Source organism: Pantoea endophytica, from assembly GCF_002858935.1.
Lineage (GTDB): Bacteria > Pseudomonadota > Gammaproteobacteria > Enterobacterales > Enterobacteriaceae > Pantoea > Pantoea leporis.
On sequence record NZ_PJRT01000007.1, the window covers coordinates 117117 to 143550 of the forward strand.

25 protein-coding genes are annotated in these 26434 nt (G+C 55.4%); 9 read left to right on the plus strand and 16 right to left on the minus strand.

Features of this window, described 5'->3' with window-relative positions; genetic code table 11:
- Nucleotides 1–7: 7 nt before the first annotated feature.
- Both PZBJ_RS07215 and PZBJ_RS07220 read left to right on the plus strand, forming a co-directional pair.
- Entirely contained in the window at nt 8–1009 is a 1002-nt protein-coding gene (locus PZBJ_RS07215; protein ID WP_101761894.1) for a FecCD family ABC transporter permease, read from the plus strand.
- The gene (locus PZBJ_RS07220) at nt 1002–1781 is read left to right on the plus strand and encodes a heme ABC transporter ATP-binding protein (protein WP_101761895.1); all 780 of its coding nucleotides are present in this window, start codon (nt 1002–1004) and stop codon (nt 1779–1781) included. Before PZBJ_RS07215 ends, PZBJ_RS07220 begins: the two co-directional genes overlap by 8 nt.
- A gap of 72 nt (nt 1782–1853) precedes the next feature.
- On the opposite strand, the gene acuI is transcribed toward PZBJ_RS07220, so the two are convergent.
- Entirely contained in the window at nt 1854–2837 is a 984-nt protein-coding gene (gene acuI / locus PZBJ_RS07225) for an acrylyl-CoA reductase (NADPH) (protein ID WP_101761896.1), read from the minus strand.
- A 290-nt stretch (nt 2838–3127) separates the two neighbouring features.
- Between acuI and PZBJ_RS07230 the strand changes: the two genes are divergently transcribed.
- The gene (locus PZBJ_RS07230) at nt 3128–5278 is read left to right on the plus strand and encodes an ornithine decarboxylase (protein WP_101761897.1); all 2151 of its coding nucleotides are present in this window, start codon (nt 3128–3130) and stop codon (nt 5276–5278) included.
- A 140-nt stretch (nt 5279–5418) separates the two neighbouring features.
- Here PZBJ_RS07230 and mltC read toward each other — a convergent pair whose 3' ends face one another.
- Genes mltC through mutY form a run of 3 tightly spaced genes read right to left on the minus strand, consistent with a single transcriptional unit; the run spans nt 5419 to nt 7910 of the window.
- Entirely contained in the window at nt 5419–6498 is a 1080-nt protein-coding gene (gene mltC / locus PZBJ_RS07235) for a membrane-bound lytic murein transglycosylase MltC (RefSeq protein WP_101761898.1), read from the minus strand.
- Between the two features lie 54 nt (nt 6499–6552).
- The gene (locus PZBJ_RS07240; protein WP_007890330.1) at nt 6553–6825 is read right to left on the minus strand and encodes an oxidative damage protection protein; all 273 of its coding nucleotides are present in this window, start codon (nt 6823–6825) and stop codon (nt 6553–6555) included.
- Complete coding sequence (gene mutY / locus PZBJ_RS07245; RefSeq protein WP_101761899.1) at nt 6825–7910, minus strand: A/G-specific adenine glycosylase; 1086 nt, start codon at nt 7908–7910, stop codon at nt 6825–6827. Before mutY ends, PZBJ_RS07240 begins: the two co-directional genes overlap by 1 nt.
- A gap of 154 nt (nt 7911–8064) precedes the next feature.
- On the opposite strand from mutY, the gene trmB reads away from it, so the two are divergent.
- The 4 genes from trmB (at nt 8065) to PZBJ_RS07265 (ending at nt 11923) form a co-directional block, all read left to right on the plus strand.
- Nucleotides 8065–8784, plus strand: a complete 720-nt coding sequence (gene trmB, locus PZBJ_RS07250; RefSeq protein WP_101761900.1) for a tRNA (guanosine(46)-N7)-methyltransferase TrmB — start codon at nt 8065–8067, stop codon at nt 8782–8784.
- Nucleotides 8784–9110, plus strand: coding sequence for a YggL family protein (locus PZBJ_RS07255; RefSeq protein WP_008107231.1), 327 nt, complete (start codon nt 8784–8786; stop codon nt 9108–9110). The genes trmB and PZBJ_RS07255 overlap by 1 nt, the downstream gene beginning before the upstream one ends.
- Nucleotides 9111–9266: 156 nt before the next feature.
- Nucleotides 9267–9983: a YggN family protein gene (locus tag PZBJ_RS07260; protein WP_101761901.1), complete on the plus strand. Its 717-nt coding sequence runs from the start codon at nt 9267–9269 to the stop codon at nt 9981–9983.
- 176 nt (nt 9984–10159) lie between these two features.
- Nucleotides 10160–11923 (plus strand): Ig-like domain-containing protein, encoded by a 1764-nt coding sequence (locus PZBJ_RS07265; RefSeq protein ID WP_101761902.1) that lies wholly within the window; start codon nt 10160–10162, stop codon nt 11921–11923.
- Between the two features lie 40 nt (nt 11924–11963).
- Here the strand turns inward: PZBJ_RS07265 and hemW are convergent, their stop codons facing one another.
- Genes hemW through PZBJ_RS07285 form a run of 4 tightly spaced genes read right to left on the minus strand, consistent with a single transcriptional unit; the run spans nt 11964 to nt 14996 of the window.
- The gene (gene hemW, locus PZBJ_RS07270; RefSeq protein WP_101761903.1) at nt 11964–13115 is read right to left on the minus strand and encodes a radical SAM family heme chaperone HemW; all 1152 of its coding nucleotides are present in this window, start codon (nt 13113–13115) and stop codon (nt 11964–11966) included.
- Nucleotides 13108–13701, minus strand: a complete 594-nt coding sequence (locus PZBJ_RS07275; RefSeq protein ID WP_101761904.1) for an XTP/dITP diphosphatase — start codon at nt 13699–13701, stop codon at nt 13108–13110. Before PZBJ_RS07275 ends, hemW begins: the two co-directional genes overlap by 8 nt.
- 20 nt (nt 13702–13721) lie before the next feature.
- Nucleotides 13722–14276, minus strand: a complete 555-nt coding sequence (locus PZBJ_RS07280) for a YggT family protein (RefSeq protein ID WP_008107240.1) — start codon at nt 14274–14276, stop codon at nt 13722–13724.
- Between the two features lie 12 nt (nt 14277–14288).
- Entirely contained in the window at nt 14289–14996 is a 708-nt protein-coding gene (locus PZBJ_RS07285; protein WP_101761905.1) for a YggS family pyridoxal phosphate-dependent enzyme, read from the minus strand.
- Between the two features lie 16 nt (nt 14997–15012).
- Here PZBJ_RS07285 and PZBJ_RS07290 point away from each other — a divergent pair, with 16 nt between their 5' ends.
- Nucleotides 15013–16005 (plus strand): type IV pilus twitching motility protein PilT, encoded by a 993-nt coding sequence (locus PZBJ_RS07290; protein ID WP_101761906.1) that lies wholly within the window; start codon nt 15013–15015, stop codon nt 16003–16005.
- A gap of 144 nt (nt 16006–16149) precedes the next feature.
- On the opposite strand, the gene ruvX is transcribed toward PZBJ_RS07290, so the two are convergent.
- The 8 genes from ruvX to metK form a co-directional block, all read right to left on the minus strand.
- On the minus strand, nt 16150–16566 hold the full coding sequence (ruvX, locus tag PZBJ_RS07295; protein ID WP_101761907.1) for a Holliday junction resolvase RuvX: 417 nt from the start codon (nt 16564–16566) through the stop codon (nt 16150–16152).
- A complete protein-coding gene (locus PZBJ_RS07300) occupies nt 16566–17129 on the minus strand; it encodes a YqgE/AlgH family protein (protein WP_101761908.1) in 564 nt (187 codons plus the stop codon). The genes ruvX and PZBJ_RS07300 overlap by 1 nt, the downstream gene beginning before the upstream one ends.
- Before the next feature lie 82 nt (nt 17130–17211).
- Complete coding sequence (gene gshB, locus PZBJ_RS07305) at nt 17212–18156, minus strand: glutathione synthase (protein ID WP_101761909.1); 945 nt, start codon at nt 18154–18156, stop codon at nt 17212–17214.
- A gap of 77 nt (nt 18157–18233) precedes the next feature.
- Nucleotides 18234–18965, minus strand: a complete 732-nt coding sequence (rsmE, locus tag PZBJ_RS07310) for a 16S rRNA (uracil(1498)-N(3))-methyltransferase (protein WP_101761910.1) — start codon at nt 18963–18965, stop codon at nt 18234–18236.
- Nucleotides 18966–19038: 73 nt separating this feature from the next.
- Nucleotides 19039–19746 carry a deoxyribonuclease I gene (endA, locus tag PZBJ_RS07315; protein WP_101761911.1) on the minus strand — a complete coding sequence of 236 codons (708 nt, stop codon included), beginning with the start codon at nt 19744–19746 and terminating at the stop codon, nt 19039–19041.
- Between the two features lie 88 nt (nt 19747–19834).
- Complete coding sequence (locus PZBJ_RS07320; protein ID WP_137386420.1) at nt 19835–20347, minus strand: SprT family zinc-dependent metalloprotease; 513 nt, start codon at nt 20345–20347, stop codon at nt 19835–19837.
- An 82-nt stretch (nt 20348–20429) separates the two neighbouring features.
- Entirely contained in the window at nt 20430–21824 is a 1395-nt protein-coding gene (locus tag PZBJ_RS07325) for a sugar porter family MFS transporter (protein WP_101761913.1), read from the minus strand.
- 471 nt (nt 21825–22295) lie between these two features.
- Nucleotides 22296–23450, minus strand: a complete 1155-nt coding sequence (gene metK / locus PZBJ_RS07330; RefSeq protein WP_061720231.1) for a methionine adenosyltransferase — start codon at nt 23448–23450, stop codon at nt 22296–22298.
- 782 nt (nt 23451–24232) lie between these two features.
- Here metK and speA point away from each other — a divergent pair.
- Nucleotides 24233–26212, plus strand: coding sequence for a biosynthetic arginine decarboxylase (gene speA / locus PZBJ_RS07335; RefSeq protein ID WP_101761914.1), 1980 nt, complete (start codon nt 24233–24235; stop codon nt 26210–26212).
- The last annotated feature ends 222 nt before the right edge of the window (nt 26213–26434 follow it).

Sequence of the window (26434 nt, forward strand, 5' to 3'; positions counted from 1 at the left end):
GAAAAATATGGCAACTACATCCGTGATGCGCTGGCTCGGTTTGATGGCCATCTGCATGCTGATAGTGATGCTGATGGCGGCCAACTTCGGCGCGATGCCGCTTTCAATGCGCACTTTGTTGCGTGCGCCGCTCAGCGATATGGCGTGGCAAATCTGGATCAACATCCGTCTGCCGCGCGTGCTGCTGGCGGTGCTGCTCGGCATGGCGCTGGCGGTGTCCGGCGCGGTGATGCAGGGATTGTTTCGCAATCCGCTGGCCGATCCCGGTTTGCTCGGCATCAGCAGCGGAGCGGGTTTAGCGGTGGCGATATCGATCGTTATCCCGCTCGGCTTGCCGCCGCTGCTGGCGCTGTGGCTGCCAACACTCGCCGCCTTTATGGGCAGTTTGGTGGTGACGCTGCTGATCTTCAGCTTTAGCCGTCTGGCGCTGGGCAATTTGTCGCGCTTGCTGCTGGTTGGTATCGCCATCAATGCCTTATGCGGCGCGGCGGTCGGCGTGCTGTCGTGGCTGAGTAACGATCAGCAGTTGCGTCAGTTGGCGTTGTGGGGCATGGGTAGTTTGAGCGCGGCGCAGTGGCCGAGCCTGGCGGTGTGCGCGGTGCTGATTCTGCCGGCGCTGATAGCGATTCAGCTGCGCGCGCGTCGTCTCAATTTGCTGCAACTCGGCGAAGAGGATGCACATTACATGGGCATCGACGTTAAGCGCACGCAGCGTCAGCTGCTGGTGTTGAGCGCGTTGCTGGTAGGCACCGCCGTGGCGGTGAGTGGCATTATCGGCTTTGTCGGTTTAGTGGTGCCGCACCTGATGCGTTTCTGTCTCGGCAGCGATCATCGCTGGATGCTGCCCGGTTCGGCGCTGGCGGGCGCGATTTTGCTGCTGCTGGCCGATACGCTGGCGCGCACCGTGGTGGTGCCGGCGGAAATGCCGGTTGGCCTGTTAACCAGCCTGCTGGGCGGCCCGTGGTTTCTCTGGCTGATTCTGCGTGAGCAAAGGGGGATGAATGAGTGACTGCATGCAGGCACGCGGGCTGCGATTTAGCCACGGCTCACGCGCGTTGATCGATGACGTTTCCCTGACTTTGCAGCCTGGCGAAATGATCGCGCTGATCGGCCCCAACGGCGCGGGGAAATCCACGCTGCTGCGCTTGCTGACCGGCTTTCTCACGCCGCAAGCGGGCGAGTGCTGGCTCGGCGATCGTCCGCTAAACAGTTGGCCGCGCGAACCGCTGGCGCAGCGCCGCGCGGTGATGCGTCAGCAAAATAGCGTCAGTTTTCCGCTGCCCGCTGCCGATGTGGTGGCGATGGGCCGCGCACCGTGGCCGCGCGCTCAATCCAAAGCGGTGATTGACGAGGTGATGCACATTACCGGCAGCCTTGAGCTGGCACAGCGCGACTATCGATCGCTTTCCGGTGGGGAACAGCAGCGCGTACAGCTGGCGCGCGTGCTGGCTCAGCTGTGGCACGATGATGGCCCGCGCGGCTGGCTGTTTCTCGACGAACCCACTTCCGCGCTGGATCTGTTCTGGCAGCAGCACAGTTTGCGTTTGCTGCATCGCCTGACGCGCAACGGACGCTTCAGCGTCTGCACCGTGCTGCACGATCTTAACCTCGCGTCGCTGTGGTCGGATCGCGTGCTGTTACTGCATCAGGGCAAGCTGGTGGCGGAAGGCGCACCCAATGAGGTGATGACCGAACACACGCTGACGCGCTGGTATCAGGCGGAGTTGGATGTGGTGATGCAAGATGAGAAGGGCAGACCGCAGATTCAACTGCGTGCCTGAAACCGTAGCGGCGCGATTTATCGCGCTCTGTGAAAAGACGCGCCATAAATTGCGCCGCTACGTAATGTGCGATTATCTGCAATCGACGATCAATCTGCCGCGTACTTTACCGGCCAGCAGCTGCTCGGCACCTTCGCGCGCTTCGCTCAGCGGAATCACCTTGGTTAACTGCTGTAGCAGGTCGCCATCCACCAGTTCCGCCAGGCGCTGCCACGCCTGCTGCCGCAGCGGTTTTGCACACATCACGCTATCCACGCCCGCCAGCACCACGCCGCGCAGTATGAACGGCGCGACGCTGGTCGGCAGATCCAAACCTTGCGCCATGCCGCACGCCGCGACCACGCCATCGCGCTTGATGCCCGCTAACACATTGGCCAGCGTGTGGCTGCCGACGCTATCAATCGCCGCCGCCCAGCGCTCTTTCGCCAGCGGTTTGCCCGGATCGCTCAGCTCTGCGCGATCAATAATCGACGTCGCGCCCAGCGTGTTGATCAGGTAATCGCTATCGCTGGCGCGACCGCTGGAAGCAATAACCTCATAGCCGAGACGTGCCAATAGGCTAACGGCAAAGCTGCCAACGCCGCCACTCGCGCCAGTGACTAAAACCGGGCCATGCTGCGGCGTGATGCCCTGTTTTTCCAGCGCCAGCACGCACAACATGGCAGTGAAGCCCGCGGTGCCAATTGCCATAGTTTGTAGCGGGCTCAGTGCGGCCGGCACTTGTACCAGCCAGTCGCCTGAGACGCTGGCTTTCTGCGCCAGCCCGCCCCAATGCTTTTCGCCTACGCCCCAGCCAGTGAGCAGCGCCACGTCGTCCTGCTGCCATTCGGCATGGCGGCTGCTGATCACCCGACCAACAAAGTCGATGCCCGGCACCATCGGGAATTGCCGCACAATCGGGCCTTTGTTGCAGATGGCGAGCGCGTCTTTGTAGTTGAGCGTGGAGTAGCTTACTTCGAGGGTGACATCCTGATCGGGCAGTTGTTTTTCTGACAGATCTTTCAGGGATGTGCGATATCCCTGTTCATCATTTTCAATGACCAATGCCTTGAACATGCAGCCTCCGGCTGGTTGAGGAAAGTGGGGGTATAGTACTCCTTTTTTGCCCTCACCCTAACCCTCTCCCACAGGTGGGACAGGGAACTGATCCAGCATACCTTAACTCTCGCTCGGACGGCGCCCTCGCCCGCTTGCGAGAGAGGGCCAGCGCAGCGGTTGTTCCGGCAAAAAAAAGATGACATGATTGCGCCCCAGTTAGTGTTCAACTCCCAGATTGACTTCGCCGAGGAAACCTCCTCATTGCTGTGCCATCGGCACCCACTCATCCTCTCTCAGGGATTTGTGTTATGAACCCATTGAAAATTGCTGCCAGCGTTGCTGTAGCGCCAACCCTTAGTCTTAACACTGCGCGCGACGTGGTGACGCTGGACAATACCGACTTTACCGATGTCGCTGCGGTCGTGATCACCTTGTCGGACACGCGCAGTGGCGTGCTGACGCTATTGCGCAAGGTCGGCTTTAATCTGCCGGTGTTTGTCGCCAATGCGTTCGATGAAGAAGTGCTGAAGCTGCCGGGCGTCACTGGCGAAATCAACGGCGCGCCAGAAGAGTGGGACGCGCTGGAGGACGCCGCGCAGGCGTATGAAGCCGAGTTGCTGCCGCCATTTTTCGACACGCTCACGCGCTACGTCGATATGCAGAACAGCACGTTTGCCTGCCCGGGACATCAGGGTGGTGCCTTCTTCCGCAAACATCCGGCGGGACGTCAGTTTTATGAGTTCTACGGCGAGAACGTCTTCCGTTCGGATATGTGCAACGCCGACGTCAAGCTCGGCGATCTGCTGATCCACGAAGGCTCAGCCAAAGATGCGCAGAAGTTCGCGGCGAAAGTGTTTAACGCCGACAAAACCTACTTCGTGCTTAACGGCACCTCCAGCGCCAATAAAGTGGTCACCAACGCGCTGCTGACGCGCGGCGATCTGGTGCTGTTTGACCGCAATAACCACAAATCCAACCATCATGGCGCACTGATTCAGGCGGGCGCCACGCCGGTGTATCTGGAAGCGGCGCGTAATCCGTTTGGCTTTATCGGCGGCATTGATGCGCACTGTTTTGACGATGCTTATCTGCGTGATCAAATTGCCAAAGTGGCGCCCGATCGTGCCAACGATCAACGTCCATTCCGCCTGGCGATTATTCAGCTCGGCACTTACGATGGCACGGTGTACAACGCGCGTCAGGTGGTCGATCGCATCGGACATCTGTGCGATTACATCCTGTTTGATTCAGCGTGGGTGGGTTACGAGCAGTTTATTCCGCTGATGGCCGGCTGTTCACCGCTGACGCTGGAGTTGAACGAGAACGATCCGGGCATTTTTGTCACGCAGTCGGTACACAAGCAGCTGGCCGGTTTCTCACAGACGTCGCAAATCCATAAGAAAGACAACCACATCCGTGGGCAGCAGCGTTTCTGTCCGCACAAACGCCTCAACAATGCGTTTATGCTGCACGCCTCAACCAGCCCGTTCTATCCGCTGTTTGCCGCGCTGGATATCAACGCCCGCATGCATAAAGGCGAGGCCGGACGCAGCATGTGGCACGAGTGCGTCACCATCGGCATTGATGCGCGTAAAGCGATTCTGGAACGTTGCGAAATGATTCAGCCGTTCCTGCCGGAGAAAGTGCACGGCAAGCTGTGGCAAGCGGCGGAAACGGAAGCTATCGCCGCCGATCCCGCTTACTTCAGCCTTGAACCGGGCGCAAAGTGGCACGGTTTTGAGGGTTACGCGCAGCAACAGTATCTTGTAGATCCCTGCAAGCTGCTGCTCACCACCACGGGGATTGATGCCGCCAGCGGCGAGTACACCAGCTTCGGCATTCCAGCGACCATTCTGGCCAACTATCTGCGCGAGAACGGCATCGTGCCGGAGAAATGCGACCTCAATTCGATTCTGTTCCTGCTGACGCCAGCAGAAACGCCGGAGAAGATGGCGCATCTGGTGGCGATGCTGGTGCAGTTTGAGCAGCACGTGCGCGAGGATGCGCTGCTGGCGGAAGTGCTGCCGAGCGTGTATCGCAAGAATATTGAGCGTTACAAAGGCTACACGCTGCGCCGCTTGTGTCAGGAGATGCACGATCTCTACGTCAGTTTTGACGTTAAGGATCTGCAAAAAGCCATGTTCCGCTCAGCCTGTTTCCCACCGGTGCAAGTGAATCCGCAGGATGCACATCAGGCCTATATTCGTGGCGAAGTGGAGTTGGTGAAGATTGCCGATGCTGAAGGGCGCATAGCGGCTGAAGGCGCGTTGCCATATCCGCCGGGCGTGTTGTGCGTGGTGCCAGGCGAAGTGTGGGGCGGCGCGGTACAGCGCTATTTCCTCGCGCTGGAAGAGGGCATCAATCTGCTGCCGGGCTTCTCGCCAGAGCTGCAAGGGGTTTACACCGAAGAAGATGAGCACGGGCGTAAGCATCTGGTGGCGAATATGATGGTGAGCTGATTGCACTTGTCCTCACCCTAACCCTCTCCCGCACGCGGGAGAGGGAATGTTTAGAGGGCGCTCATTGTTACGTACGTGCTGGATCGGCCCCTTCTCCCGCGAGCGGGAGAAGGTTGGGATGAGGGACAAACCGCACCAGCTTAATACCGTCGATAACTGCGCTGCGCCTGGCTCACTTTATACAGATAACGCCGTGATTCTGCCGATGGATGGTTGGTGGTCAGCGTCTGGTAAACTTCCGTCGGCGACATACTATTTATTGACGAGAACGCGCGATCCTTATCGCTGGAGAACACGCGTAGCACGCTGCCCGCGCCGCCGTTGTACGCGGTAATCACCGCATAACGCCGTGATGTCGGATCCTGAATCCCACCTAAATAACTTCTCTGCAGCAGCGACAAATACGCGGTGCCCGCATCAATATTATTCTCAGGATCAAGCAGATAGCTGCGGCTCGGTTTGCCACCTTTGCCCTTCATACGGAACACATCAACACCGGCGGTATGCTGCACCACCTGCATTAATCCCAGCGCATCAGCGTGGCTCACCGCATATGGGTTAAAGCTCGATTCAATCTGCATAATCGCCAGAATCAATGACGCATCCACGCCATATTGTTCAGCGGCTTTACGCACCATTGGCAGATATTTGTGAGCACGTTTGTCGAGGTGGTTTGGCACCATCGGAATGGTAACCGACCAGATGACGTGCAATCCGGAGGTGCGTTTCTGCAGTTTGTTTTGAATCAGATAATCAGCAAAGCTGCCGGCGCGGCCCTGCCAGCGGATCGGCTGGCCGGTATTATCCAGCACCTGGCCGTACAGCAGCGGCTCTTTACTGATTTGAATATCGTTGGCATCGGAGTAGAGATCGACATTGCCCGGATCTTCGCCAATCAACAGCGTGGTGATGATCGCCTGACGCAGGCTGGCCATCGGATCGGTGCCGGAAATGGTCTCAATGGTGATGCTACCGCTGTCAAAGTTGATGTGACTGCGGGTGTAATAACCGTCGCTATATTTGACGTAATCTTTCGGTCCGGCGATCAGAACTTCATTGATTCCCCAAATGTTTTCAATATTGTGGGCAAACTGGCCCATCAAAATATCGAAACCGTTGGTGTCCTTGACCCACTCTTCATGAAACTGCGATTTTTTTTGTCCGGAGCAGGAGACCAAAAGTGGTGCAATCACCAAGAGCGCTATCAGTTTTTTATTCATTGTTAATGCGTGCCTGAATCGAAAAAGAGGGCCTCAAAGGGAAGCCCTGAACGGTTATTTTTCTGGCGGGGTGTAACCTTCAATGTGCACATCTTTGCCTTCGAACAGGAAATTGATCATCTCCTTCTCCAGCACTTTGCGATCTTCCGGGTTCATCATGCTCAATTTCTTCTCATTGATCAGCATGGTTTGCTTGGACATCCACTGCTGCCAGGCCTCTTTGGAGATCTCATTAAAGATGCGCTTACCCAATTCGCCAGGATAGAGCTGAAAGTCCTGACCTTCAGCGTCGCGTTGCAGATAAGTACAAAAAATGGTGCGGCTCATTACTCTTCCTCTTCGGTCACGTCTGCTCGACGCGTAAGCTGCTGGGGATGGCGCAATTCATGCAGCAAGCGCTCAACCGGCGCCGCCAAACCCACTGACGGTGGTTGCGCTAAGTTATACCAGAGACCGCCCGCTTCATCCATCAGCGACCCAGCGGAAGGCTTTGCGAGCCACATAGGCACAATGTCTAAGTGGAAATGGCTGAAGGTATGGCGGAATGCGGTGAGCTGCTGCGGTTTAACATAAATGCCGCGCTCAGTTAGCCAGTCAGTTAGCGCTTGCTCACTTGTAAACTGCGGGAAGCAGAACAGTCCGCCCCACAGGCCAACCGGCGGGCGCTGCTCTAACCACACGTCATCGCCATCCTGCATCATCAGCATCCAGCCGCTACGTTCTGGCAAAGTCTGTTTGGGTTTCTTACCGGGATACGCCGCCCAGCTGTTATTGGCATAAGCTACGCATCTGCTGTTGAGCGGGCAAATTTCGCATTTAGGGCGTGAGCGAGTACATACTAATGCGCCAAGGTCCATCATTGCCTGATTGAATTGGCTTACGCCTGCCGCTGGCGTCACTTCTTCGCTGATCTGCCATAGCCGTTTTTCAACCTCCTTTTTACCCGGCCAGCCGCCCACCGCGTAGCAGCGCGCCAGCACGCGTTTTACGTTGCCATCCAGAATTGGGAAGTGCAGACCGAGCGAAAGCGATAACACCGCGCCCGCGGTAGAACGGCCAATGCCCGGCAGCGCTGCGACATCGTCGAAGTTTCGCGGGAACTCGCCGCCGTGCTTCTCCACCACCTGTTTCGCGGCTTTGTGCAGATTGCGCGCGCGCGCGTAATAGCCGAGACCGGTCCACAGATGCAGCACTTCGTCCAGCGGTGCCGCTGCCAGATCGGCCACCGTCGGGAAGCGCGCCATAAAGCGTTCAAAATAAGGAATGACGGTAGCAACCTGGGTTTGCTGCAGCATCACTTCAGAGAGCCATACCTTGTACGGCGTTTTCTCCTGCTGCCACGGCAGGGTTTTGCGACCAAAGCGCTGATACCAATCCAGCACTTGTTGGGCGAACGTCGGCGCTTGCATCATAAGAAGGAAATTTTCCGTGTTTACTCTACAATCAGGCAGGAATTCCAGCACAGAGACCTCAGGGTGTAAACCGGAACATTGCAAAGGCTTGCTTCTGCTTCCTAACTTTGCATAATGCCCGTTTCCCAGAACAGGCTAACCAGCAGGCTTCAACATGATTAATGACGTCATCACCCCAGAATTTGATGAGAACGGGCGGCCATTACGCCGTATCCGCAGTTTTGTGCGCCGTCAGGGGCGCTTAACGAAAGGACAGCAGCTCGCGCTCGATAATTTATGGCCGGAGATGGGCGTGGAGTTCCAGCAGGAGCCGCTGGATCTGGTGACGCTGTTTGGCCGTGACGCGCCGGTAGTGCTGGAGATCGGTTTCGGCATGGGCGCCTCGCTGGTGACCATGGCGCAGAACAATCCACATCAGAATTTCCTTGGCCTGGAAGTGCATGCGCCGGGCGTGGGTGCTTGCCTGGCGTCGGCGAAGGAAGCGGGCGTGAAGAACCTGCGCGTAATGTGTCACGACGCGGTAGAAGTGCTGCAGAAGATGATTCCGGATAACTCGCTGCGCATGGTGCAGCTGTTCTTCCCGGATCCGTGGCACAAAGCGCGCCATAACAAACGTCGCATCGTACAGGTGCCATTTGCTGAGCTGGTGATGCGCAAATTGAAGCTGGGCGGCGTATTCCATATGGCGACCGACTGGGAAGCCTACGCCGAACACATGTTAGAAGTGATGAGCAGCATCGACGGATATAAAAATCAGTCGGAAAGTAACAATTACGTGCCGCGTCCGGAAACGCGTCCGTTAACCAAGTTTGAGCAGCGCGGGCAGCGACTGGGCCATGGCGTATGGGATCTGATGTTTGAGAGGGTGAAATAATGGCCGTACAGCGTAGCCGTCGTTTGCGTAAAAAACTGCATATTGATGAGTTTCAGGAATTAGGCTTCTCCGTCGCCTGGCGTTTCGCCGAAGGCACCACCGAGGAGCAAATCGACGCCACTGTTGATCAGTTCATTAATGAAGTGATCGCGCCGAACGGTCTGGCGTATGACGGCAGCGGTTATCTGGTGTGGGAAGGTCTGGTGTGCTTGCAGGAAACCGGCAAATGCACCGACGAGCACCGCGAGCTGGTGCGTAAGTGGCTGGAAGCTCATAACCTGACGGATGTGCAGGTGACTGAACTCTTCGACGTTTGGTGGGACTAAAGATCGTATCGGGCTAGCTTACTTGCCCTTTTTGCACCGGGCAGTGCTCGCATTCCTCACGTACTTATGTACGCTGCGGATGCTGCGCGCTGGCCGCCACAAAAATGGCTGCGACGCTCAACCCCCGACCTTTCAGCGCGAAAAAAGGAAGATTTCATGGTTCGTAAGGCACTTATCGCCGCGCTGCTGCTGGCGGCAACTCAGGCTCAGGCTGCATACGAGTGCAGCGTCAAGCCACAGGATGATGTGATCATTAAACCGCAGAGCGTGCAGGTGGTGGGAACCAACGGCAACCTCGAAATCACTCCGCAGGGTGACGTGCAGTTTAATGGCCAGAAGGTCAACGTTGATAACGCCGCGCGCCAGAAAGCCATCGACTACCAGACCGCGCTGCGTCGCGATTTGCCGTGGATCGATAGCGGCGCAACCTCGCGTCTGGAACGCAGCCGCGTGGCGCTGGATAAAGTGATTGTCGAAAAGCTCGGCGCGAACAGCAATGTGCGTAATCGTCTCACCAAACTGGATGGCCAGCTCAAGCAACAAATGAACCGCATTATTGAGCATCGTCCAGACGGACTGACGTTCCATCATCAGGCTATCGATCAGGTGCGCGCGGAAGGCGAGAAGCTGGTGCAGAGCACGCTAGGCGGCATCATGCAGGATAGTCTCAACGAAATGGGCAGCAGCCAGGCGGCGAGTGGCAGCAATCCACTGCAGGCCATTATGGGCAACCTTGGCGGTTTACAACAGTCGGTGCAGGCGGAGTGGAATAAGCAGGAGCAGGATTTCCAGAACTTCGGCCACGAAGTATGCAACCGCGTAACCGTGCTGGAAGAGCAGCGCAAAGGACTGATGCAGAACGTTAAAAGCTAATGATTTGCTTCAGCTAACAAAGCCAGCCCAGTCCCGGCTGGCTTTTTGCTTTTAAGATGCACTGCATTTAAGAACCTTAGATTCGGGACGAATCTGATAACCGTAAAAACACCAAAATAATAAAGATGAAAGTGAGTTAGCAACTCATTGAAATCATTTATTTTTAAGGAGTTTTTATGTTATTTTTTAACGCCTCTGCTTCCAGTAATACCCCTTCACCTCACACCGTGCATATTCAATCCGACTGGTATAACGATGCGCAGAAGCGATGGGAAGGCAGTGCGCATTCGCCAGATACCGTTGCAGTCATCATCATGGTCAATGGTAAAAACCCAATAAGTGTGCCAGTGAGTGGCGGCCGTTTTTCCTGGACGCCTTCTCAACCCATGCCTGACGGTGAACATGTGCTGACCTTTGTTGCCGTTGATCGCGCTAATAACCAAAGTGATATCGTTTCGGTCAATTACAACATTGATACTATCGCGCCTGACAAGCCGCAAATTACTGCAATCGAAGACTATGCAGCGGGTGGAATACATAACGGCAATAGCATTAAGCGACATGGTTACACCAACGACGCAAATCCTGTCGTGCGCGGCGAGGCAGAAGCAAATAGCCTGGTATATATCTACAACAAAAACAGCAAAACGCCCCTGGCTTCGGTAACCGCTAATCAGCATGGCAAATGGGAGGTGGAAGTGAACCTGCCTAACGACGGTGCATATGAGTTGAGTGCCGTGGCAGAAGACCGGGCAAATAATCGCAGCCAGCCATCGCTAAAGTGGCCATTTCAGCTTGATACCGAGAAACCGGATAGCGCCACCATCAATTACTTTGAGGATGATGTTGGTTTGTATCGCGGACAGTTTGATCTCATCCGGGCCACTGACGATCGCCGCCCTGAGCTGTATGGCACTGGCGACCCTAATGAATATGTACGCGTTCAATACGCCAGCAAAAACGGCAGTTGGGTAACAACCGCGACCGTTGCGGTAGACAGTGATGGCACCTGGCTGTGGACTCCTCCGCAAAATCTCTCCGATGGTGAATGGAATTTTCGCGTACGTAACATTGATCATGCTGGCAACGTCAGTAAATGGAGCAGCACCGTCACGCTGCTGATTGATACCACAACAATTCAGCCCCTCATTATGCAGGTGCTCGATGATAGGGGACCCATTGAATCGGTATTGCCAGGGCAAAATACCGACGATGCACGTCTGGATTTTATCGGTAAGGCCGAAGTTAACAGCCTGGTGATTCTGTATCAGGATGGTACGGCGGTGGGATCGGCTTATGCAAATAGTCAGGGTGACTGGAGAATGACTCCGCAGCAAGATATGCGTGCAGGGCTGAATAATTTTGGTGTGAAGGCGATAGATGAAGCAGGGAATGAAAGTTCCTACTCTGCAAATTATCCGGTGAGATTCATCCCGTCACCCCAATATCAAGCCAATTATGAAAGTGAATCAAGAGATGATGGGAATGGGACGAGCTATTTGCCCATCCCAGGAGAACGCCACATTTATGATGTCGCGAGCTGGTTAAATACTTATCCGTCTCATTATCTGGTGAAAGCGGCAAATATTATTTTTTCGGGTGAAAACCAGATAATTGATTTTGCTGCGCTAAGTGCACGTGTGGAAGGTTTGCAGAAAATAGATATAAGTGGCAAAGGTAATAATCTGCTTAATCTCGATCTGCACTCGTTACTGAATGAAGGCGGTGAGGGGCTATTTATTAACGACGATAGTCAGCAATTGATGATTGATGGCGACATGGGCGACCGCATCACGCTTGATCGCACGCAATTCAGCGACGGCTGGTTAACTTCGCAGAATAAAGTCCAGATCGGCGGGGAAAACTGGACACTGTTAACCCATAGCCAGGCGCATTACACACTGTTAGTGAATCAGGAAATTGAAATTACTTACGGCTAATACGCAAAAAAGATGCCCGGTATAAGCCGGGCATTTTTCATTACTCTTCCGTCAGGAACAGTTCCAGCAGCGAGTTCAGGAACAGTTTGCCTTTCTCAGTGATCTGCCAGCTCTCCGTGGTTTCCTCCACGTATCCTGCACTTATCGCCGCATCGATTTGCGGGCGAATCACCTGCTCATCCATGCCGGTATAGCGGCGGAAATCGGCGCGCGGTGCGGCTTCCAGCAGACGAAAACGGTTCATAAAGAACTCGAACGGCTTGTCGTTCTCGGCCACGACGTGCTGCTTATCGAGATAGTTGCCTTTCATAAAGCCGCGCGGATGACGGGTTTTCACCGTGCGCACGATGCGACCATCGGCTTGCGTCAGCTTACCGTGGGCACCACAGCCAATCCCGAGGTAATCCCCGAAGCGCCAATAGTTGAGATTGTGCTCGCAGCGATAACCCGGTTTGGCATACGCCGAGGTTTCATATTGCTGATAACCTGCGGCGCTCAGCAGTTGATGACCTTGCTCAAAAATATCCCACAGCGCATCGTCATCAGGCAGTTTTGGCGGGCGCGAACCGAATAAGGTGTTCGGCTCAATCGTCAACTGATACCACGATAGATGCGGCGGATTAAGCGCAATCGCCTGGCGCAGATCATCCAGCGCTTCCTCCAGTGACTGATCCGGTAAGCCGTGCATCAGGTCGAGGTTAAAACTGCGCAGGCCTAATCCTTCCGCCAGCTGTGCCGCGCGCACGGCTTCTTCCGGCCCGTGAATGCGGCCTAAACGCGCCAGCTTCTGTGGACTGAAACTCTGCACGCCAATCGAAATACGGTTGATGCCGGCTTTCTGGTAGGCGCTAAAGCGATCGGCTTCAACGGTGCCTGGATTGGCTTCCATGGTGATTTCCGCATCGGCCGCCAGCGGCAAACGCGCACGCACGCCGTCCATCAGCATCTGCATCGCATTGCTGCTCAACAGGCTTGGCGTGCCGCCGCCGATGAAAATCGTGCGCACTTCACGGCCGCCGGTCAGCGGTAAATCCTGTTCGAGATCGTTGAGCAGGTGCTGTACATACTCAATGTGCGGCACCTCGCCTTTTAACGCGTGAGAGTTGAAATCACAGTACGGACACTTCTGCACACACCACGGAATATGGATGTACAGGCTTAATGGCGGCAACGTAGGTGAAAACTCAGGCATTGCGCATCGCTTCCAGCAGCAGCGTCAATGCTTTACCACGGTGAGAGACGGCGCGCTTTTCGTCTTTACTCAGCTCTGCCGCCGTTTTACCCAATTCAGGGACATAAAAGATGGGATCGTAACCAAAACCGCCTGCGCCCGCTGCCGCGCGGGTGATTTCCCCGGCCCAGCTACCGTGGAACACCAGCGGCGTGGGATCGGCGGCGTGACGCAGGTAAACCAGCACGCAGTGGAACTGCGCCTGACGTTTGCCATCCGGCACGTTTTCCAGCGCCACCAGCAGCTTGTCCAGATTCTGCTGGTCGCTGGCATCAACGCCCGCATAGCGCGCGGAGTAAATGCCCGGCGCGCCGCCCAGCGCATCAACCGCCAGACCGGAATCGTCGGCAATCGCTGGCAAACCGGTAATCTCAGCCGCATGACGCGCTTTCAGGATGGCGTTTTCGATGAAAGTCAGGCCGGTTTCTTCGGCCGAATCAACGCCGAGTTCGGTTTGCGCCACAATATCAAGTCCGAAGGCCGCTAACAGATCGGCCAGTTCGCGGACTTTGCCGGGATTTCCGGTCGCGAGTACAACTTTTTGCATAACAGTTCCAGATAGACGAATTACAGCAAATACCAGAGACCTGGGAACAGGTCCATGCCGAGGAAATTCAGCGCGTACAGCACCAGAATCACAATCATGGCAGAGAAATCGATACCGCCCATCGCCGGCAGAATACGGCGAATCGGTGACATCAGCGGTTCAGTCAGCTGCATCAGAACCTGATCCACCGGGCCGCGACCCTGGCTGATCCAGCTCATCAGCGAACGAATGATGATCACCCAGAACACCAGATAACCGGCGGACTTCACCAGCGACAGCAGGCCAACCAGCAGGTTGGTGGGATCAACGGAGAACACGCCGACCTGAATCAGCAGCAGGATCGGATATTTCAGCGTGGTCAGCACAAAGGCCAGCAGCAGCGATGCGGTATCAATCGGGCCAATGGCCGGGATGACGCGGCGCAGCGGCTTGATAATCGGTTGGGTGATCTTCACGACAAACTGCGCCAGCGGGTTGTAGAAGTCACAGCGCGACCACTGCATCCAGATGCGCAGCAGCAGCACCATCACGTACAAATCGATCAGCGTTTTGACTAAAAACGTCAGTGTTAACATGAGGTTCCTCAATTATTGTTGTGAAGGTCGCGCATAATCCCGCGCGCCAAAAACGGCGGTGCCAATACGCACCATGGTGCTGCCCGCGGCGATTGCCGCGTCCATATCGTCGCTCATTCCCAGAGAAAGCGTATCGACGTCAGGATAGTCCTGTTTTAAGGTTTGAAACGCGGCGGCCATCTGCTGACACACCGCCAGTTGCCGTGCGTATTCTGACTCTGGCGCCGGAATCGCCATCAGCCCACGCAAGCGCAAATTCGGCAGTGCGGCGATCTGCTGCGCCAGCTCCGGCAACGCCTCCAGCATGATGCCAGATTTGCTGTTCTCGTCACTGATATTTACCTGAATTAACACGTTGAGCGGCGGCAACGACGCCGGGCGCTGATCGTTTAGACGCTGCGCGATGCGCTGGCGGTCCACGGTGTGGCACCAGGCGAAGTTTTCCGCCACCAGACGGCTTTTATTGGATTGCAGCGGGCCGATAAAGTGCCATTGCAAATCAGGATGTGCGGCCAGCTCAGCCACTTTTTCAACCCCTTCCTGCACGTAATTCTCACCGAACGCGTGTTGTCCAGCGGCAATGGCTTCTGCGACCGCGCTCGCAGGTTTGGTTTTGCTTACTGCAAGCAGCGTAATTTCTTCTGGCGCGCGGCCGCAACGTGCGGCGGCGGCGGCGATACGCTCACGCACTTGCTGTAAGTTGTGCTCAATGGAAGTCATAGTCAGGAGAAGCTAAATGGAGTTGGATGAAATAGTGGCCCTTAGTGTAAAGCATAACGCCGCCGATCTGCACCTTTGCAGCGGACATTTGCCGCACTGGCGGCGACAAGGCGTGCTGGAGCCGATTCCGCAGCAGAGCGCGCTGGATGGCGGCTGGCTGGAAGCCTTTATGCAGCAGTGGCTCACGGCGTCGCAGCAGGCCGAGCTGGAGGAGAACGGCCACGTTGACTTCGCTATTACGCTTGCCAGCGGCATACGGCTGCGCGCCAACCTGTTTATGCAGCGTCACGGCTTATCGCTGGCGCTGCGGCTGATTGCCAGCCAGGCGCCCGATCTCAGCAGCCTGCATCTGCCCGAGGTGGTGAGCCAGCTATTACAGCTGGAAGAGGGGCTGATTTTAATTACCGGCGCCACCGGCAGCGGCAAATCCACCACGCTGGCGGCGATGGTGGATTGTCTGAATCGTCAGCAGGCGCGGCACATTCTGACGCTGGAAGATCCGATTGAGTTTGTGCATCGCAGCCAGCGCTCGCTGATTCAACAGCGCGAAGTAGGTGCGCACTGTGCCTCGTTTCAACACGGGCTGAAAGCCGCGCTGCGTGAAGATCCTGATGTGATTCTGCTCGGCGAACTGCGCGACAGCGAAACCATCCGCCTGGCGCTCACTGCAGCAGAAACTGGGCATCTGGTGCTGGCCACGCTCCATACGCGCGGCGCAACCCAGGCGGTTGATCGGCTGGTGGATGTCTTTCCCGCTGAGGAGAAAAACCTGGTGCGCACTCAATTAGCGGGCAGCCTGAAAGCGGTGCTGGCGCAACGTTTAGTGCCGGCAAAAGCGGGCGGGCGCATCGGCTTGTTTGAAGTGTTGGTGGCGACGCCGGCGGTGGCGAACCTGATCCGCGAAGGCAAGATGCATCAGTTGCCTGGCGTTTTGCAAACCGGCGCGCAGGCGGGCATGCAAACCTTTGCGCAGAGCGAGCAGGGGCGTCAGGCGGCGGGGATGATTTGAAGAGAGCCAGATAGGCGCTCAAAGGCGGAAAACCAACCCATTGTAGCGGCGCGATTCATCGCGCATGTTTATACCGCTGCCCTGCTCATCCCTGGCAATGCGCAATAAATGCGCCGCTACGCCATGTGCCAGATCTGGATGGCTTTAATGCGTATCAAACCAATCTTCGAGGATAATCACTGCGGATTGTGAATCAACCTGGCCTTTCTGCAACGCGCGAAAGCCGCCGCGTTCAAACAGATCAGCACGCGCTTCAACGGTGCTCAGGCGCTCGTCCTGCAATTCGACGCGTACGCCAAAACGACCATGCAGGCGATTGGCGAACTTACGTGCGCGCGCAGTAAGTTCCTGTTCGGTGCCATCCATATTCAGCGGCAAGCCCACCACCACATAATTGGGCTGCCACTCTTTCAGCAGCTTTTCGATCAGCTTCCAGTCCGGCGTGCCATCCTGCGCTTTTAGCGCCGTCAACGCGCGCGCGGTGCCCGTTAATTGCTGACCGACAGCAACGCCGATGCTTTTGGTGCCGAAATCGAAGCCCAGTAAAGTTTCACTGGCCATCAGGCGTGCCCTGCATCGGTGGCAATGTTGTGAATATCGACGCCCAATCCGCGTGCCGCTTCACGCCAGCGTTCCGCGATGGGCGTCTGGAACAGAATATTGGTGTTAGCGGGCGAGGTGAGCCAGGCATTCTCCAGCAACTCCTCTTCCAGCTGACCTTTCTCCCAGGCGCAATAACCCAGCGCCACCAGCACGTTATCGGGCTGTGAAGTGGTGCCGATCGCTTCCAGCACATCACGTGAGGTGGTGATTACCGTGGTGTCTGAAATACGAATGCTCGAGGAGTAAATGCGCTGCGCCGAGTGCAGTATGAAACCACGATCTTCCGCCAGCGGACCACCGGCAAACACTGGCTTGTCCAGTTTGATGGCAGGATCGCGTTCGGATGGGCTAATTTTAAGCTTTTTAAGGATGCCTTCGACCGTCAGGTTGTCCATTGGCTTATTAACGATCAAACCCATGGCGCCATCTTCATTGTGCTCGCAGATATAGACTACCGAGCGTTTGAACAGTGGGTCCTGCAGCGACGGCATCGCAATTAGAAAATGATGCTGTAAATTCATTATCACTCGTATACCAAAAATAACCGGCGCAGCCGCGGCAGCGCCGGTTTTGGGTGTTCACGGAGTGGAGACTCCGACGGCATCAGCCCAGGCGTTTCTCAATGGCATCCATCAGCATGCCAGTGATCGATATCGGGAACGCGGCCTCGATTTCACGTACGCAGGTTGGGCTGGTCACGTTAACTTCAGTCAGTTTATCACCGATAATATCCAGGCCGACAAAAATCAGCCCTTTGGCTTTCAGCGTTGGGCCAACGCGACGCGCAATTTCCCAGTCACTGTCGCTCAGCGGACGCGCTTCACCACGGCCACCGGCTGCCAGATTACCGCGCGTTTCGCCGCCTTGCGGAATGCGCGCCAGGCAGTAAGGTACGGGTTCGCCATCCACCACCAACACGCGTTTGTCGCCGTCTTTGATCGCCGGCAGATAGTTCTGCGCCATGCAGAAGTACTGACCGTGATTAGTCAGGGTTTCGGTGATCACGCCGAAGTTGGGATCGTCCTGTTTCACGCGGAAGATCGAGGCGCCGCCCATGCCGTCCAGCGGCTTAAGGATCACGTCGCCATGCTCCTGCCAGAAGGCGCGCAGCTGCTCTTTATTACGCGTGACCAGCGTATCTGGCGTCAGGTCGGCGAACCATGCGGTATACAGCTTCTCGTTGCAGTCGCGCAGGCTCTGCGGTTTGTTGACGATCAGCGTACCTTGCTCTTCTGCGCGTTCCAGCAGGTATGTGGCATAGATAAATTCGGTGTCGAACGGCGGATCTTTACGCATCAGCACCACGTTAAGATCGGCCAGCGGGATATTCTGCTCGCTGCCAAACGTGTACCAGTTGTCGTAGTTCTGCTCAACGCTCAGCAGACGCGTGCGTGCGTAAGTCACACCGCCGCGCAGGGAGAGATCGCCCATCTCCATGTAATGAATTTCGTAACCACGGCGCTGTGCTTCCAGCAACATGGCGAAGCTGGTGTCTTTTTTAATATTGATGGACGAAATCGGGTCCATAACGATGCCAAGCTTAATCATTATTCTCTCCTAAATGGGGAAGCATTTACCCCGAAAGCGTTGTGCTGTGAAGTTACGTTCGAACCCGAAAGTATCGCTTAACCGAGGTCACCAAACCTCACCTGAAGTGCCGTAATGGCGGTGAGTGCGGTGGTTTCGGTGCGCAACACGCGGGGTCCAAGCAGAATATCGGTAAAACCCTGCTGCGCGGTCATGGCAATTTCCTCGGCGGTTAAGCCACCTTCCGGCCCAATCAGCAAGCGCAGGCGCTCTACCGGCTGCGGCAGCGTGTTGATGCTGTGGCTGGCGCGCGGATGCAAATTGAGCTTCAAACCGTCTTCGGCTTCCGCGCACCAGGCTTGCAATGTCATCGGCTCGCGAATTTCCGGCACACGATTACGGCCGCACTGTTCACAGGCGGCAATCGCGATTTTCTGCCATTGCTGAATTTTTTTTGCCAGCCGCTCGGCATCCAGCTTTACGCCGCAGCGTTCAGAAAACAAGGGCGTAATCACATTCACGCCAAGTTCGATCGATTTCTGGATAGTGAATTCCATTTTTTCACCGCGCGACATCACCTGACCGAGATGTAAATGCAGCGGGGATTCACGGTCATCAGCCTGGCTGGCAAGGACCCTTACTTTTACACGCTTTTTATCAGCCTGGGTGATTTCGGCGCTAAAAGTCAGATTACTGCCATCAAACAGCTCAATTTGCTGACCGGCCGTCATGCGCAGCACGCGTCCAACATGGTTAGCGGCATCTTCATCGAGGAAGACTTCACTGTTAACTTCGAGAGATTCGGGATGATAAATGCGAGGTATACGCATGCGGTTCCTGCCAGCGTTATGCCGTGTCAGCGGACACGGCGCAATCGAAAAAAGCTAGTGTAGGGTAGCGCTTTTAGCGCTGGCAAGCCTGCTGTACGTAGGAATTGTGATTTCCCTGCACTTTGGCGATGCGATTGTCGCGCTCACACTCCCAGCTCGTCACCGGATATTGCTTATCCCACACGGTAAACAGCTGGGTTTGCTGACGCGACAGGCGCAGGTGATATTGGTCGCGCATATAGAAGTAAGTGCGGGCAATGGCGCCACGCGCACGCTCCGGCGGCTGCGCCAGTTTCTGCTTAAAATCGACCTTCATGCTGCATTGACCGTATTGCTGTTCGCCGCCGTTCCATTGGCTGTACTGAAAATTATTGCGGTCGCCGTTCACTTCACCAATCGCCGGCTGCAGGTTATGCAGATCGCTCTCGATGCGGCGGTAATCGGCATCTTTGCTGCAGCTTTTGCGGCCGCCGTTTTGCCAGCACTGACGCTGATGGCCGAACTCCCACGCGGGCATCACATGTTCCCACTCAATGCGTTCGGCGCGATTGGCGTTCTTACGCACGCTGTAGCCGCAACTGCTTAGATCCGGTACGCCCTTTTTGCCGTGCCAGCTGATTTTGCAGCCGCAGTAAAAGTCGGCGGGCGCATCTGCGTTGATCTGCGCGGCATAGGCTTTGGCCTGACTAAAATTGTTTTGATGATAGTGAGTGAAACTGAGGCTGTAAGCGCTAAGCGGGGCAACTAACAAGGTAAGTAACAGCAACGTTTTGCGAGACATATTCCAAAAATTAACCTGGTCCTGAAAAAGGGCGGCAGGGTAACAGAATGATGACGCACGGGATATGAGATTAGGCTAGGTTGCTGAACTAATTCGATAAAAACTCACCGGGTTGCAGCAGGGATTTGCAGTGCACACAGCGATATTCGCTTTCTCCGCGCAGCACGCGATTATGGCGCCGTACGGTGAGCTGATGCTGCTGACAGCGGCAGCGATAGGGGAAGGTGTTGCTGCGCACCGAGGCGATTTCAAACTGGTGGGTGCGGCGCGCAGGCACGCCAAGCACGCTCTCCATCATCCATTTCCACTCTTTGCCGTGCGGCGGCACGCGGCCAAAGGTTTTCCACACCAGCAGATGCGCCAGTTCGTGCGGCACCACTTCATCAACGAATGCCTGCTGATTCTCCAGCAGCAGCACCGGATTGATGCGGATTTCCCACTTCTCCAGCCATGCGGTGCCCGCAGCGGTGCCGCGCTGCTGATAAACCAGCGAGGGCTCATCAAAGCGGCGTTCCAGCTTCTCGTTGGCCAGCTGTAAATAGTGGCGCAGCGAGCGCATAACGGCTTGTTGTAAGGCGATGGGAAGGCGCGGTGTTTTCATGGGGGGCAGCATAAAAGGTTGCCGGAACGATCTCAAATAAAAAGGGCTGCCAATTGGCAGCCCTTGCATTCGCTCATCGGGATTACTTCTGACCGATATCGCGCAGCTTTTTGCCGGACATCAGGTTGCGCTCGATGTGCTCCAACGAAACGTTTTTGGTCTCTGGAATCAGCGCCAGCGTCAGCAGAATGAAGAACACGTTCAGACCGGCGTAAACCCAGAAGGTTGGCGCGTTGCCCAGCGTATTCAGCATGGTCAGGAAGGTCGCACCGACAATCATGTTGGCAATCCAGTTGGTCGCGGTGGACACCGTGATACCGAAGTCGCGGCCTTTCAGCGGCTGAATCTCGGAACACAGTACCCAAATCAGCGGGCCAGCAGACATCGCAAAACCAATGATGAACATCAGCAGCATCGCCACCGCGAAGTATTGCGCTTCTTGAGAATGGATGCCGATGTGCAGCATGGTGCCGAGAATGCCCATACCCAGTGCCATCACCAGGAAGCCCAGCAGCAGCGTAGGTTTACGGCCCCAGCGATCCACCAAACCGATAGCAATAAAGGTCGCCAACACGTTCACCAGACCAACAATCACCGTGCCCCACATTTGCTGCGTGGTGTTGGCAAAGCCAGCGATTTCGAAGATCTTCGGTGCGTAGTACATGATGACGTTCATGCCAGTGAACTGCTGCATCACCTGCAACAGCACGCCAAGGAACACTGCGCGGCGGAAGTTGCTGTTGCTCTGGAACAGCTGCCAGCCCGACTGTTTAATTTTCAGGCTTTCACGGATTTCATCCAGTTCACGTTTTGCTTGTTCGCTGGTATCACGCAGGCGCGATAACACGCGCTCAGCACTGCGGAAGTCACCTTTAGCCGCCAGCCAGCGTGGGCTGTTGGGCAGGAAGAAGACGCCAATCAGCAGCAGTACCGCAGGAATAGTGATGATGCCCAGCATCCAGCGCCATGCGCCAGCGTCGCTGAACGCGGTATCCGAGAGATACGCTGCCAGAATACCGATGGTGATCATCAGCTGATACAGCGAAATCATACTGCCGCGAATCTTCTCTGGTGCGATTTCCGAGAGATACAGCGGCGCGGTGTAAGAGGCAACACCCACGGCCAGGCCAAGCACCACACGCGCGGCGATCAGCATTTCCGGGCTGGTTGCACCCGCAGACCACAGTGAACCGATAACGAAAAGAATCGCACCGGCCATCAGGCTCTTTTTACGACCCAGACGCGATGACATCCAGCCGCTGCCCACCGCACCGACTGCAGCACCAAACATCATTGAGCTGACGATCCACTCTTGCTGGTGGGCAGTGACGTTAAAATCTTTCGCGATGAAAGGCAGAGCACCGGCGATAACACCGATATCCAGACCAAACAGCAAGCCGGCCAGCGCCGCTAAGAAGCAGACAAACAAGGTCATGACCTTATTTGAAGTTCTGCTCTTGTGATTATTACCAGGCATGAAGCCTCCAAAGTTTATCCATCGTTGTTGTTATCAATGTTATGAAACCTGTCGGCGGAAAAAAGTGAGTAAGATCACACCAGTGTAATCGGTTACACACGCTGAAACCCTGCAATCCAGCATTTTCCGCCCGAAATAGTTACGTAACCAGTAAGGTATAGCACCCTTTAAGTTTCTGACATCGCACTAAATACCGGCTATCAGACGACGCTGAAAATAACGCATTTTCAGAGTAATAACTACGCTGAAAAATCTCTAAATTGCCGATTGATAAAGGATTTCAAAATGTAATCGTTATCACTAAGTTGTAAGCGAGGTGAAAGAAGTGTAGACGGCGGAGAAAAATGTGCCTGACGATGCAAAGGCATAAAAAAAAGCCCGCCAAAAGCGAGCTTCGAAGTCAAATTGTGCAGTGTCGCCCTCTCCCGTGGGAGAGGGCCGGGCGAGGGCATCAGCCCGCAGAGTAGTCTATTACTTCAAACCCGCCGCTTCGCGCAGCTGCGCGGCTTTGTCAGTCTGCTCCCATGGGAAGTGCTCACGACCAAAGTGACCGTATGCTGCGGTCTCTTTGTAGATCGGTTTCAGCAGATCCATCATCTGAATCAGGCCGTATGGACGCAGGTCGAAGAACTCGCGCACCAGCAGCGTCAGCTGCTCGGTGGAGACTTTCTCGGTACCGAAAGTTTCAACCATGATCGAGGTTGGCTCAGCCACGCCGATGGCATAAGAAACCTGGATTTCACAACGGTCAGCCAGGCCAGCCGCGACGATGTTTTTCGCCACATAACGTGCAGCGTAAGCGGCAGAACGGTCGACTTTTGACGGATCCTTACCTGAGAACGCGCCGCCACCGTGACGCGCCATGCCGCCGTAGGTATCAACGATGATTTTACGACCGGTCAGACCGCAGTCGCCCATTGGACCACCGATGACAAAACGGCCAGTTGGGTTGATGTGGTATTTGGTGCTGGCGGTGATCCACTCAGTCGGCAGAACCGGCTTGATGATCTCTTCCATCACCGCTTCACGCAGATCGGCGGTGGTCACATCTTCAGCATGCTGGGTCGAGAGTACAACTGCATCGATACCGACAATTTTGCCGTCATCGTACTGGAAGGTAATCTGGCTTTTTGCATCCGGACGCAGCCACGGCAGTGAACCACTTTTACGCACTTCAGCCTGACGCTGCACCAGACGGTGCGCGTAGGTGACCGGCGCTGGCATCAGCACATCGGTTTCGTTGCTGGCGTAGCCGAACATCAGGCCCTGATCGCCCGCGCCTTGTTCCAGCGGATCGGTACGGTCAACGCCCTGATTGATGTCTGGAGATTGCTTACCAATCGCGCTCAGCACTGCGCAAGAGTTCGCATCAAAGCCCATATCGGAATGGACATAGCCGATTTCACGTACGGTATTACGGGTGATCTCTTCGATATCCACCCATGCGCTGGTGGTGATTTCACCGCCAACCAGCACCATACCGGTCTTCACGTAAGTTTCGCAGGCCACGCGCGCTTTCGGATCCTGCTCGAGGATCGCATCCAGCACGGCATCGGAAATTTGGTCAGCGATTTTATCAGGATGTCCTTCTGATACGGACTCAGATGTAAAAAGGTGTTTAGCCATTCTGTTCTTTACCTTAAAAATGGTTTGAATACGACTGCATAGCGTAAGCGGGATCAGACCGACTCGACGCCCCTTCAGGCAAAGCCGCAAGCAGTGGCAGCGAGAGCATTAACTCACACCGCCTGGATGTTAATCAGTTTAGATGGAAAACCATCTGGACGGCTATTCTAGGTTACTCAGTGAGCACTTTTCCAGTGCTTTTTCCGATCCCGCATTTTCCGCAACATCCTAAGTGGAATCATTTCCTGACACCGCGCGCAGTTACTGACAAAGATTTTGCAATTTACCCCGCGTGGCTGTATAAAACGCCGCTGCTGTCGACCACAGCCGCAAAGGATGACGCCGCCGTGCGTCGCGCCGTCAGATGCCATTTAATCTGACCTTCACCCAAGCCGTTTCTCGCATGCTTTAAGCAGGCGATGGAGGTGATTAAAGTAATGAACCACTCTTTCTTTCGCTTTGGTTCACTGCGCTGTTCCGGCGCGCTGGCACTCCTTTCACACTCCAAAACCGTTCTTTTCTCTTATCGACGTTGTGTTCATTCTCCCGACACGCGCGCCGGTTAACATTTCTCTGCATCTATTACTCTATTTCGCTGTCTACTGACCGTGGAAGTCTCAGGCTATTTGCCCCGACTTTGGCGCGGTGTTTTACACTTAGAGTCAGCATTGCACAGTGCAACCTTACAGAGGCAGCAAGCAGGATGAGGCAATTTTTACCTGGCGCCACCATGACAAAACTCGGTAACAAATTCATATTTCAACGGAAAATTGAGGTTCGCGATGTCTGACGACATGAAGAATATCAAGGGTTCGTCAGCTGGCGAACAAGGTGTACTCCGCTCCATGCAGGAGGTGGCGATGAACGATCAGGAAGCGAGCAGAATGCTGCGTACCTACAACATTGCCTGGTGGGGAAACAACTATTACGACGTCAACGAGCTGGGGCACATCAGCGTGTGTCCCGATCCGGATCAGCCGGAAGTGCGCGTTGACTTAGCGAAGCTGGTGAAAGAGCGCGAAGCCGACGGTCAACGTCTGCCGGCGCTGTTCTGCTTCCCGCAGATTCTCCAGCATCGTCTGCGTTCGATTAATGCCGCCTTCAAACGCGCGCGTGAATCTTACGGCTATAAAGGTGACTACTTCCTGGTTTACCCAATCAAGGTGAATCAGCATAAGCGCGTGATTGAGTCGCTGGTCAACTCTGGCGAACCGCTGGGCTTGGAAGCCGGTTCGAAAGCCGAGCTGATGGCTGTGCTGGCCCACGCCGGCAAAACCCGTTCGGTGATTGTCTGCAACGGCTATAAAGACCGCGAATACATTCGTCTGGCGCTGATCGGTGAAAAGCTCGGCCACAAAGTCTATCTGGTGATCGAGAAGATGACCGAAGTGCGTCTGGTGCTGGAAGAGGCCGAGCGTCTGAATGTGATTCCGCGTCTTGGTATCCGTGCGCGTCTGGCGTCGCAGGGCTCAGGCAAGTGGCAGTCGAGCGGCGGTGAGAAATCGAAGTTTGGCCTGGCGGCATCGCAGGTGTTGCAGCTGGTCGATATCATGCGCAAAGCGGGCCGTCTCGATAGCCTGCAACTGCTGCACTTCCATCTCGGTTCGCAGATGTCCAACATCCGCGACATCGCGACCGGCGTGCGTGAGTCGGCGCGTTTCTACGTGGAGCTGGCGAAGCTGGGCGTTAACATCAAATGCTTCGATGTGGGCGGCGGTTTGGGCGTGGATTATGAAGGAACCCGCTCGCAGTCAGATTGCTCGGTCAACTACGGTCTGAACGAATACGCCAACAACGTGATTTGGGCGATTGGCGATGCCTGTGAAGAGAACGGGCTGGAGCATCCAACCGTGATCACCGAGTCAGGGCGTGCGGTGACGGCACACCACACCGTGCTGGTGTCCAACATCATTGGTGTTGAGCGTAACGAGTTCAGCACGCCGGTGGCACCGGATGCCGATTCACCGCGTCCGATTCAGAGCCTGTGGGATACGTGGCAGGAGATGCACGAACCCGACGTGCGTCGTTCGCTGCGCGAATGGCTGCACGATAGCCAAATGGATCTGTTCGACATCCATACCGGTTATTCATCAGGCACCTACGATCTCGGCCAGCGCGCCTGGGCAGAGCAGCTTTATCTGAGCATCTGCCACTACATTCAGCAGCATCTCGATCCCAGCAACCGCGCGCATCGCCCGATCATTGATGAGCTGCAGGAGCGGATGGCGGATAAGATTTACGTCAACTTCTCGCTGTTCCAGTCAATGCCGGATGCGTGGGGCATCGATCAGCTGTTCCCGGTGCTGCCGCTGGAAGGGCTGAATAAAATGCCGAAGCGTCGTGCGGTGTTGCTCGACATCACCTGTGACTCCGATGGCACCATCGATCACTACGTCGATGGCGATGGCATTGCCACCACCATGCCGATGCCGGAATACGACATCGACAATCCGCCGATGCTCGGCTTCTTTATGGTGGGCGCGTATCAGGAAATTCTCGGCAACATGCATAACCTGTTCGGTGATACCGAAGCGGTTGATGTGTTTGCGTTCCCGGATGGCAGCGTGGAAGTTCAGCTGTCGGATGAGGGCGATACCGTAGCGGATATGCTTGAGTACGTGCAGCTAAATCCTAACGATTTGATGACGCTGTTCCGCGATCAGGTAACGCAACAAACGGATATAGATGAAGAGCTGCGCGCGCAGTTCTTGTCTGAATTCGAGAGTGGCTTGTACGGTTATACCTATTTAGAAGATGAATAATTAATTGCTCTCAAACCGAGCTCGCAAGGGCTCGGTTTTCGCTTTTCCTGCTATATCCGCGCCTGGCAACAATAATTTAATTTGATTTGTGAAGACGATCACCTTTGGCTTATTTGTAACCCGCCACGTAAATCCCACATTTACCTCCCCAAATGCTATCTCCTTCTTTTCTCTAATAAAGCGAGTCGGCAACGCTGATTATTTTCTTAATATCCTTACCTT

Excerpts from the sequence above, each read along its gene's own strand:
- acuI (WP_101761896.1), bottom strand. The coding sequence starts at position 2,837 with ATGTTCAAGGCATTGGTCATTGAAAATGATGAACAGGGATATCGCACA.
- hemW (WP_101761903.1), bottom strand. The coding sequence starts at position 13,115 with ATGCCTGAGTTTTCACCTACGTTGCCGCCATTAAGCCTGTACATCCAT.
- PZBJ_RS07220 (WP_101761895.1), top strand. The coding sequence starts at position 1,002 with ATGAGTGACTGCATGCAGGCACGCGGGCTGCGATTTAGCCACGGCTCA.
- mltC (WP_101761898.1), bottom strand. The coding sequence starts at position 6,498 with ATGAATAAAAAACTGATAGCGCTCTTGGTGATTGCACCACTTTTGGTC.
- gshB (WP_101761909.1), bottom strand. The coding sequence starts at position 18,156 with ATGATTAAGCTTGGCATCGTTATGGACCCGATTTCGTCCATCAATATT.
- PZBJ_RS07240 (WP_007890330.1), bottom strand. The coding sequence starts at position 6,825 with ATGAGCCGCACCATTTTTTGTACTTATCTGCAACGCGACGCTGAAGGT.
- trmB (WP_101761900.1), top strand. The coding sequence starts at position 8,065 with ATGATTAATGACGTCATCACCCCAGAATTTGATGAGAACGGGCGGCCA.
- endA (WP_101761911.1), bottom strand. The coding sequence starts at position 19,746 with ATGTCTCGCAAAACGTTGCTGTTACTTACCTTGTTAGTTGCCCCGCTT.
- metK (WP_061720231.1), bottom strand. The coding sequence starts at position 23,450 with ATGGCTAAACACCTTTTTACATCTGAGTCCGTATCAGAAGGACATCCT.
- PZBJ_RS07215 (WP_101761894.1), top strand. The coding sequence starts at position 8 with ATGGCAACTACATCCGTGATGCGCTGGCTCGGTTTGATGGCCATCTGC.
- PZBJ_RS07255 (WP_008107231.1), top strand. The coding sequence starts at position 8,784 with ATGGCCGTACAGCGTAGCCGTCGTTTGCGTAAAAAACTGCATATTGAT.
- PZBJ_RS07325 (WP_101761913.1), bottom strand. The coding sequence starts at position 21,824 with ATGCCTGGTAATAATCACAAGAGCAGAACTTCAAATAAGGTCATGACC.
- mutY (WP_101761899.1), bottom strand. The coding sequence starts at position 7,910 with ATGATGCAAGCGCCGACGTTCGCCCAACAAGTGCTGGATTGGTATCAG.
- PZBJ_RS07265 (WP_101761902.1), top strand. The coding sequence starts at position 10,160 with ATGTTATTTTTTAACGCCTCTGCTTCCAGTAATACCCCTTCACCTCAC.
- PZBJ_RS07280 (WP_008107240.1), bottom strand. The coding sequence starts at position 14,276 with ATGTTAACACTGACGTTTTTAGTCAAAACGCTGATCGATTTGTACGTG.
- PZBJ_RS07320 (WP_137386420.1), bottom strand. The coding sequence starts at position 20,347 with ATGAAAACACCGCGCCTTCCCATCGCCTTACAACAAGCCGTTATGCGC.
- PZBJ_RS07300 (WP_101761908.1), bottom strand. The coding sequence starts at position 17,129 with ATGAATTTACAGCATCATTTTCTAATTGCGATGCCGTCGCTGCAGGAC.
- PZBJ_RS07230 (WP_101761897.1), top strand. The coding sequence starts at position 3,128 with ATGAACCCATTGAAAATTGCTGCCAGCGTTGCTGTAGCGCCAACCCTT.
- speA (WP_101761914.1), top strand. The coding sequence starts at position 24,233 with ATGTCTGACGACATGAAGAATATCAAGGGTTCGTCAGCTGGCGAACAA.
- PZBJ_RS07290 (WP_101761906.1), top strand. The coding sequence starts at position 15,013 with ATGGAGTTGGATGAAATAGTGGCCCTTAGTGTAAAGCATAACGCCGCC.
- rsmE (WP_101761910.1), bottom strand. The coding sequence starts at position 18,965 with ATGCGTATACCTCGCATTTATCATCCCGAATCTCTCGAAGTTAACAGT.
- PZBJ_RS07260 (WP_101761901.1), top strand. The coding sequence starts at position 9,267 with ATGGTTCGTAAGGCACTTATCGCCGCGCTGCTGCTGGCGGCAACTCAG.
- PZBJ_RS07275 (WP_101761904.1), bottom strand. The coding sequence starts at position 13,701 with ATGCAAAAAGTTGTACTCGCGACCGGAAATCCCGGCAAAGTCCGCGAA.
- PZBJ_RS07285 (WP_101761905.1), bottom strand. The coding sequence starts at position 14,996 with ATGACTTCCATTGAGCACAACTTACAGCAAGTGCGTGAGCGTATCGCC.
- ruvX (WP_101761907.1), bottom strand. The coding sequence starts at position 16,566 with ATGGCCAGTGAAACTTTACTGGGCTTCGATTTCGGCACCAAAAGCATC.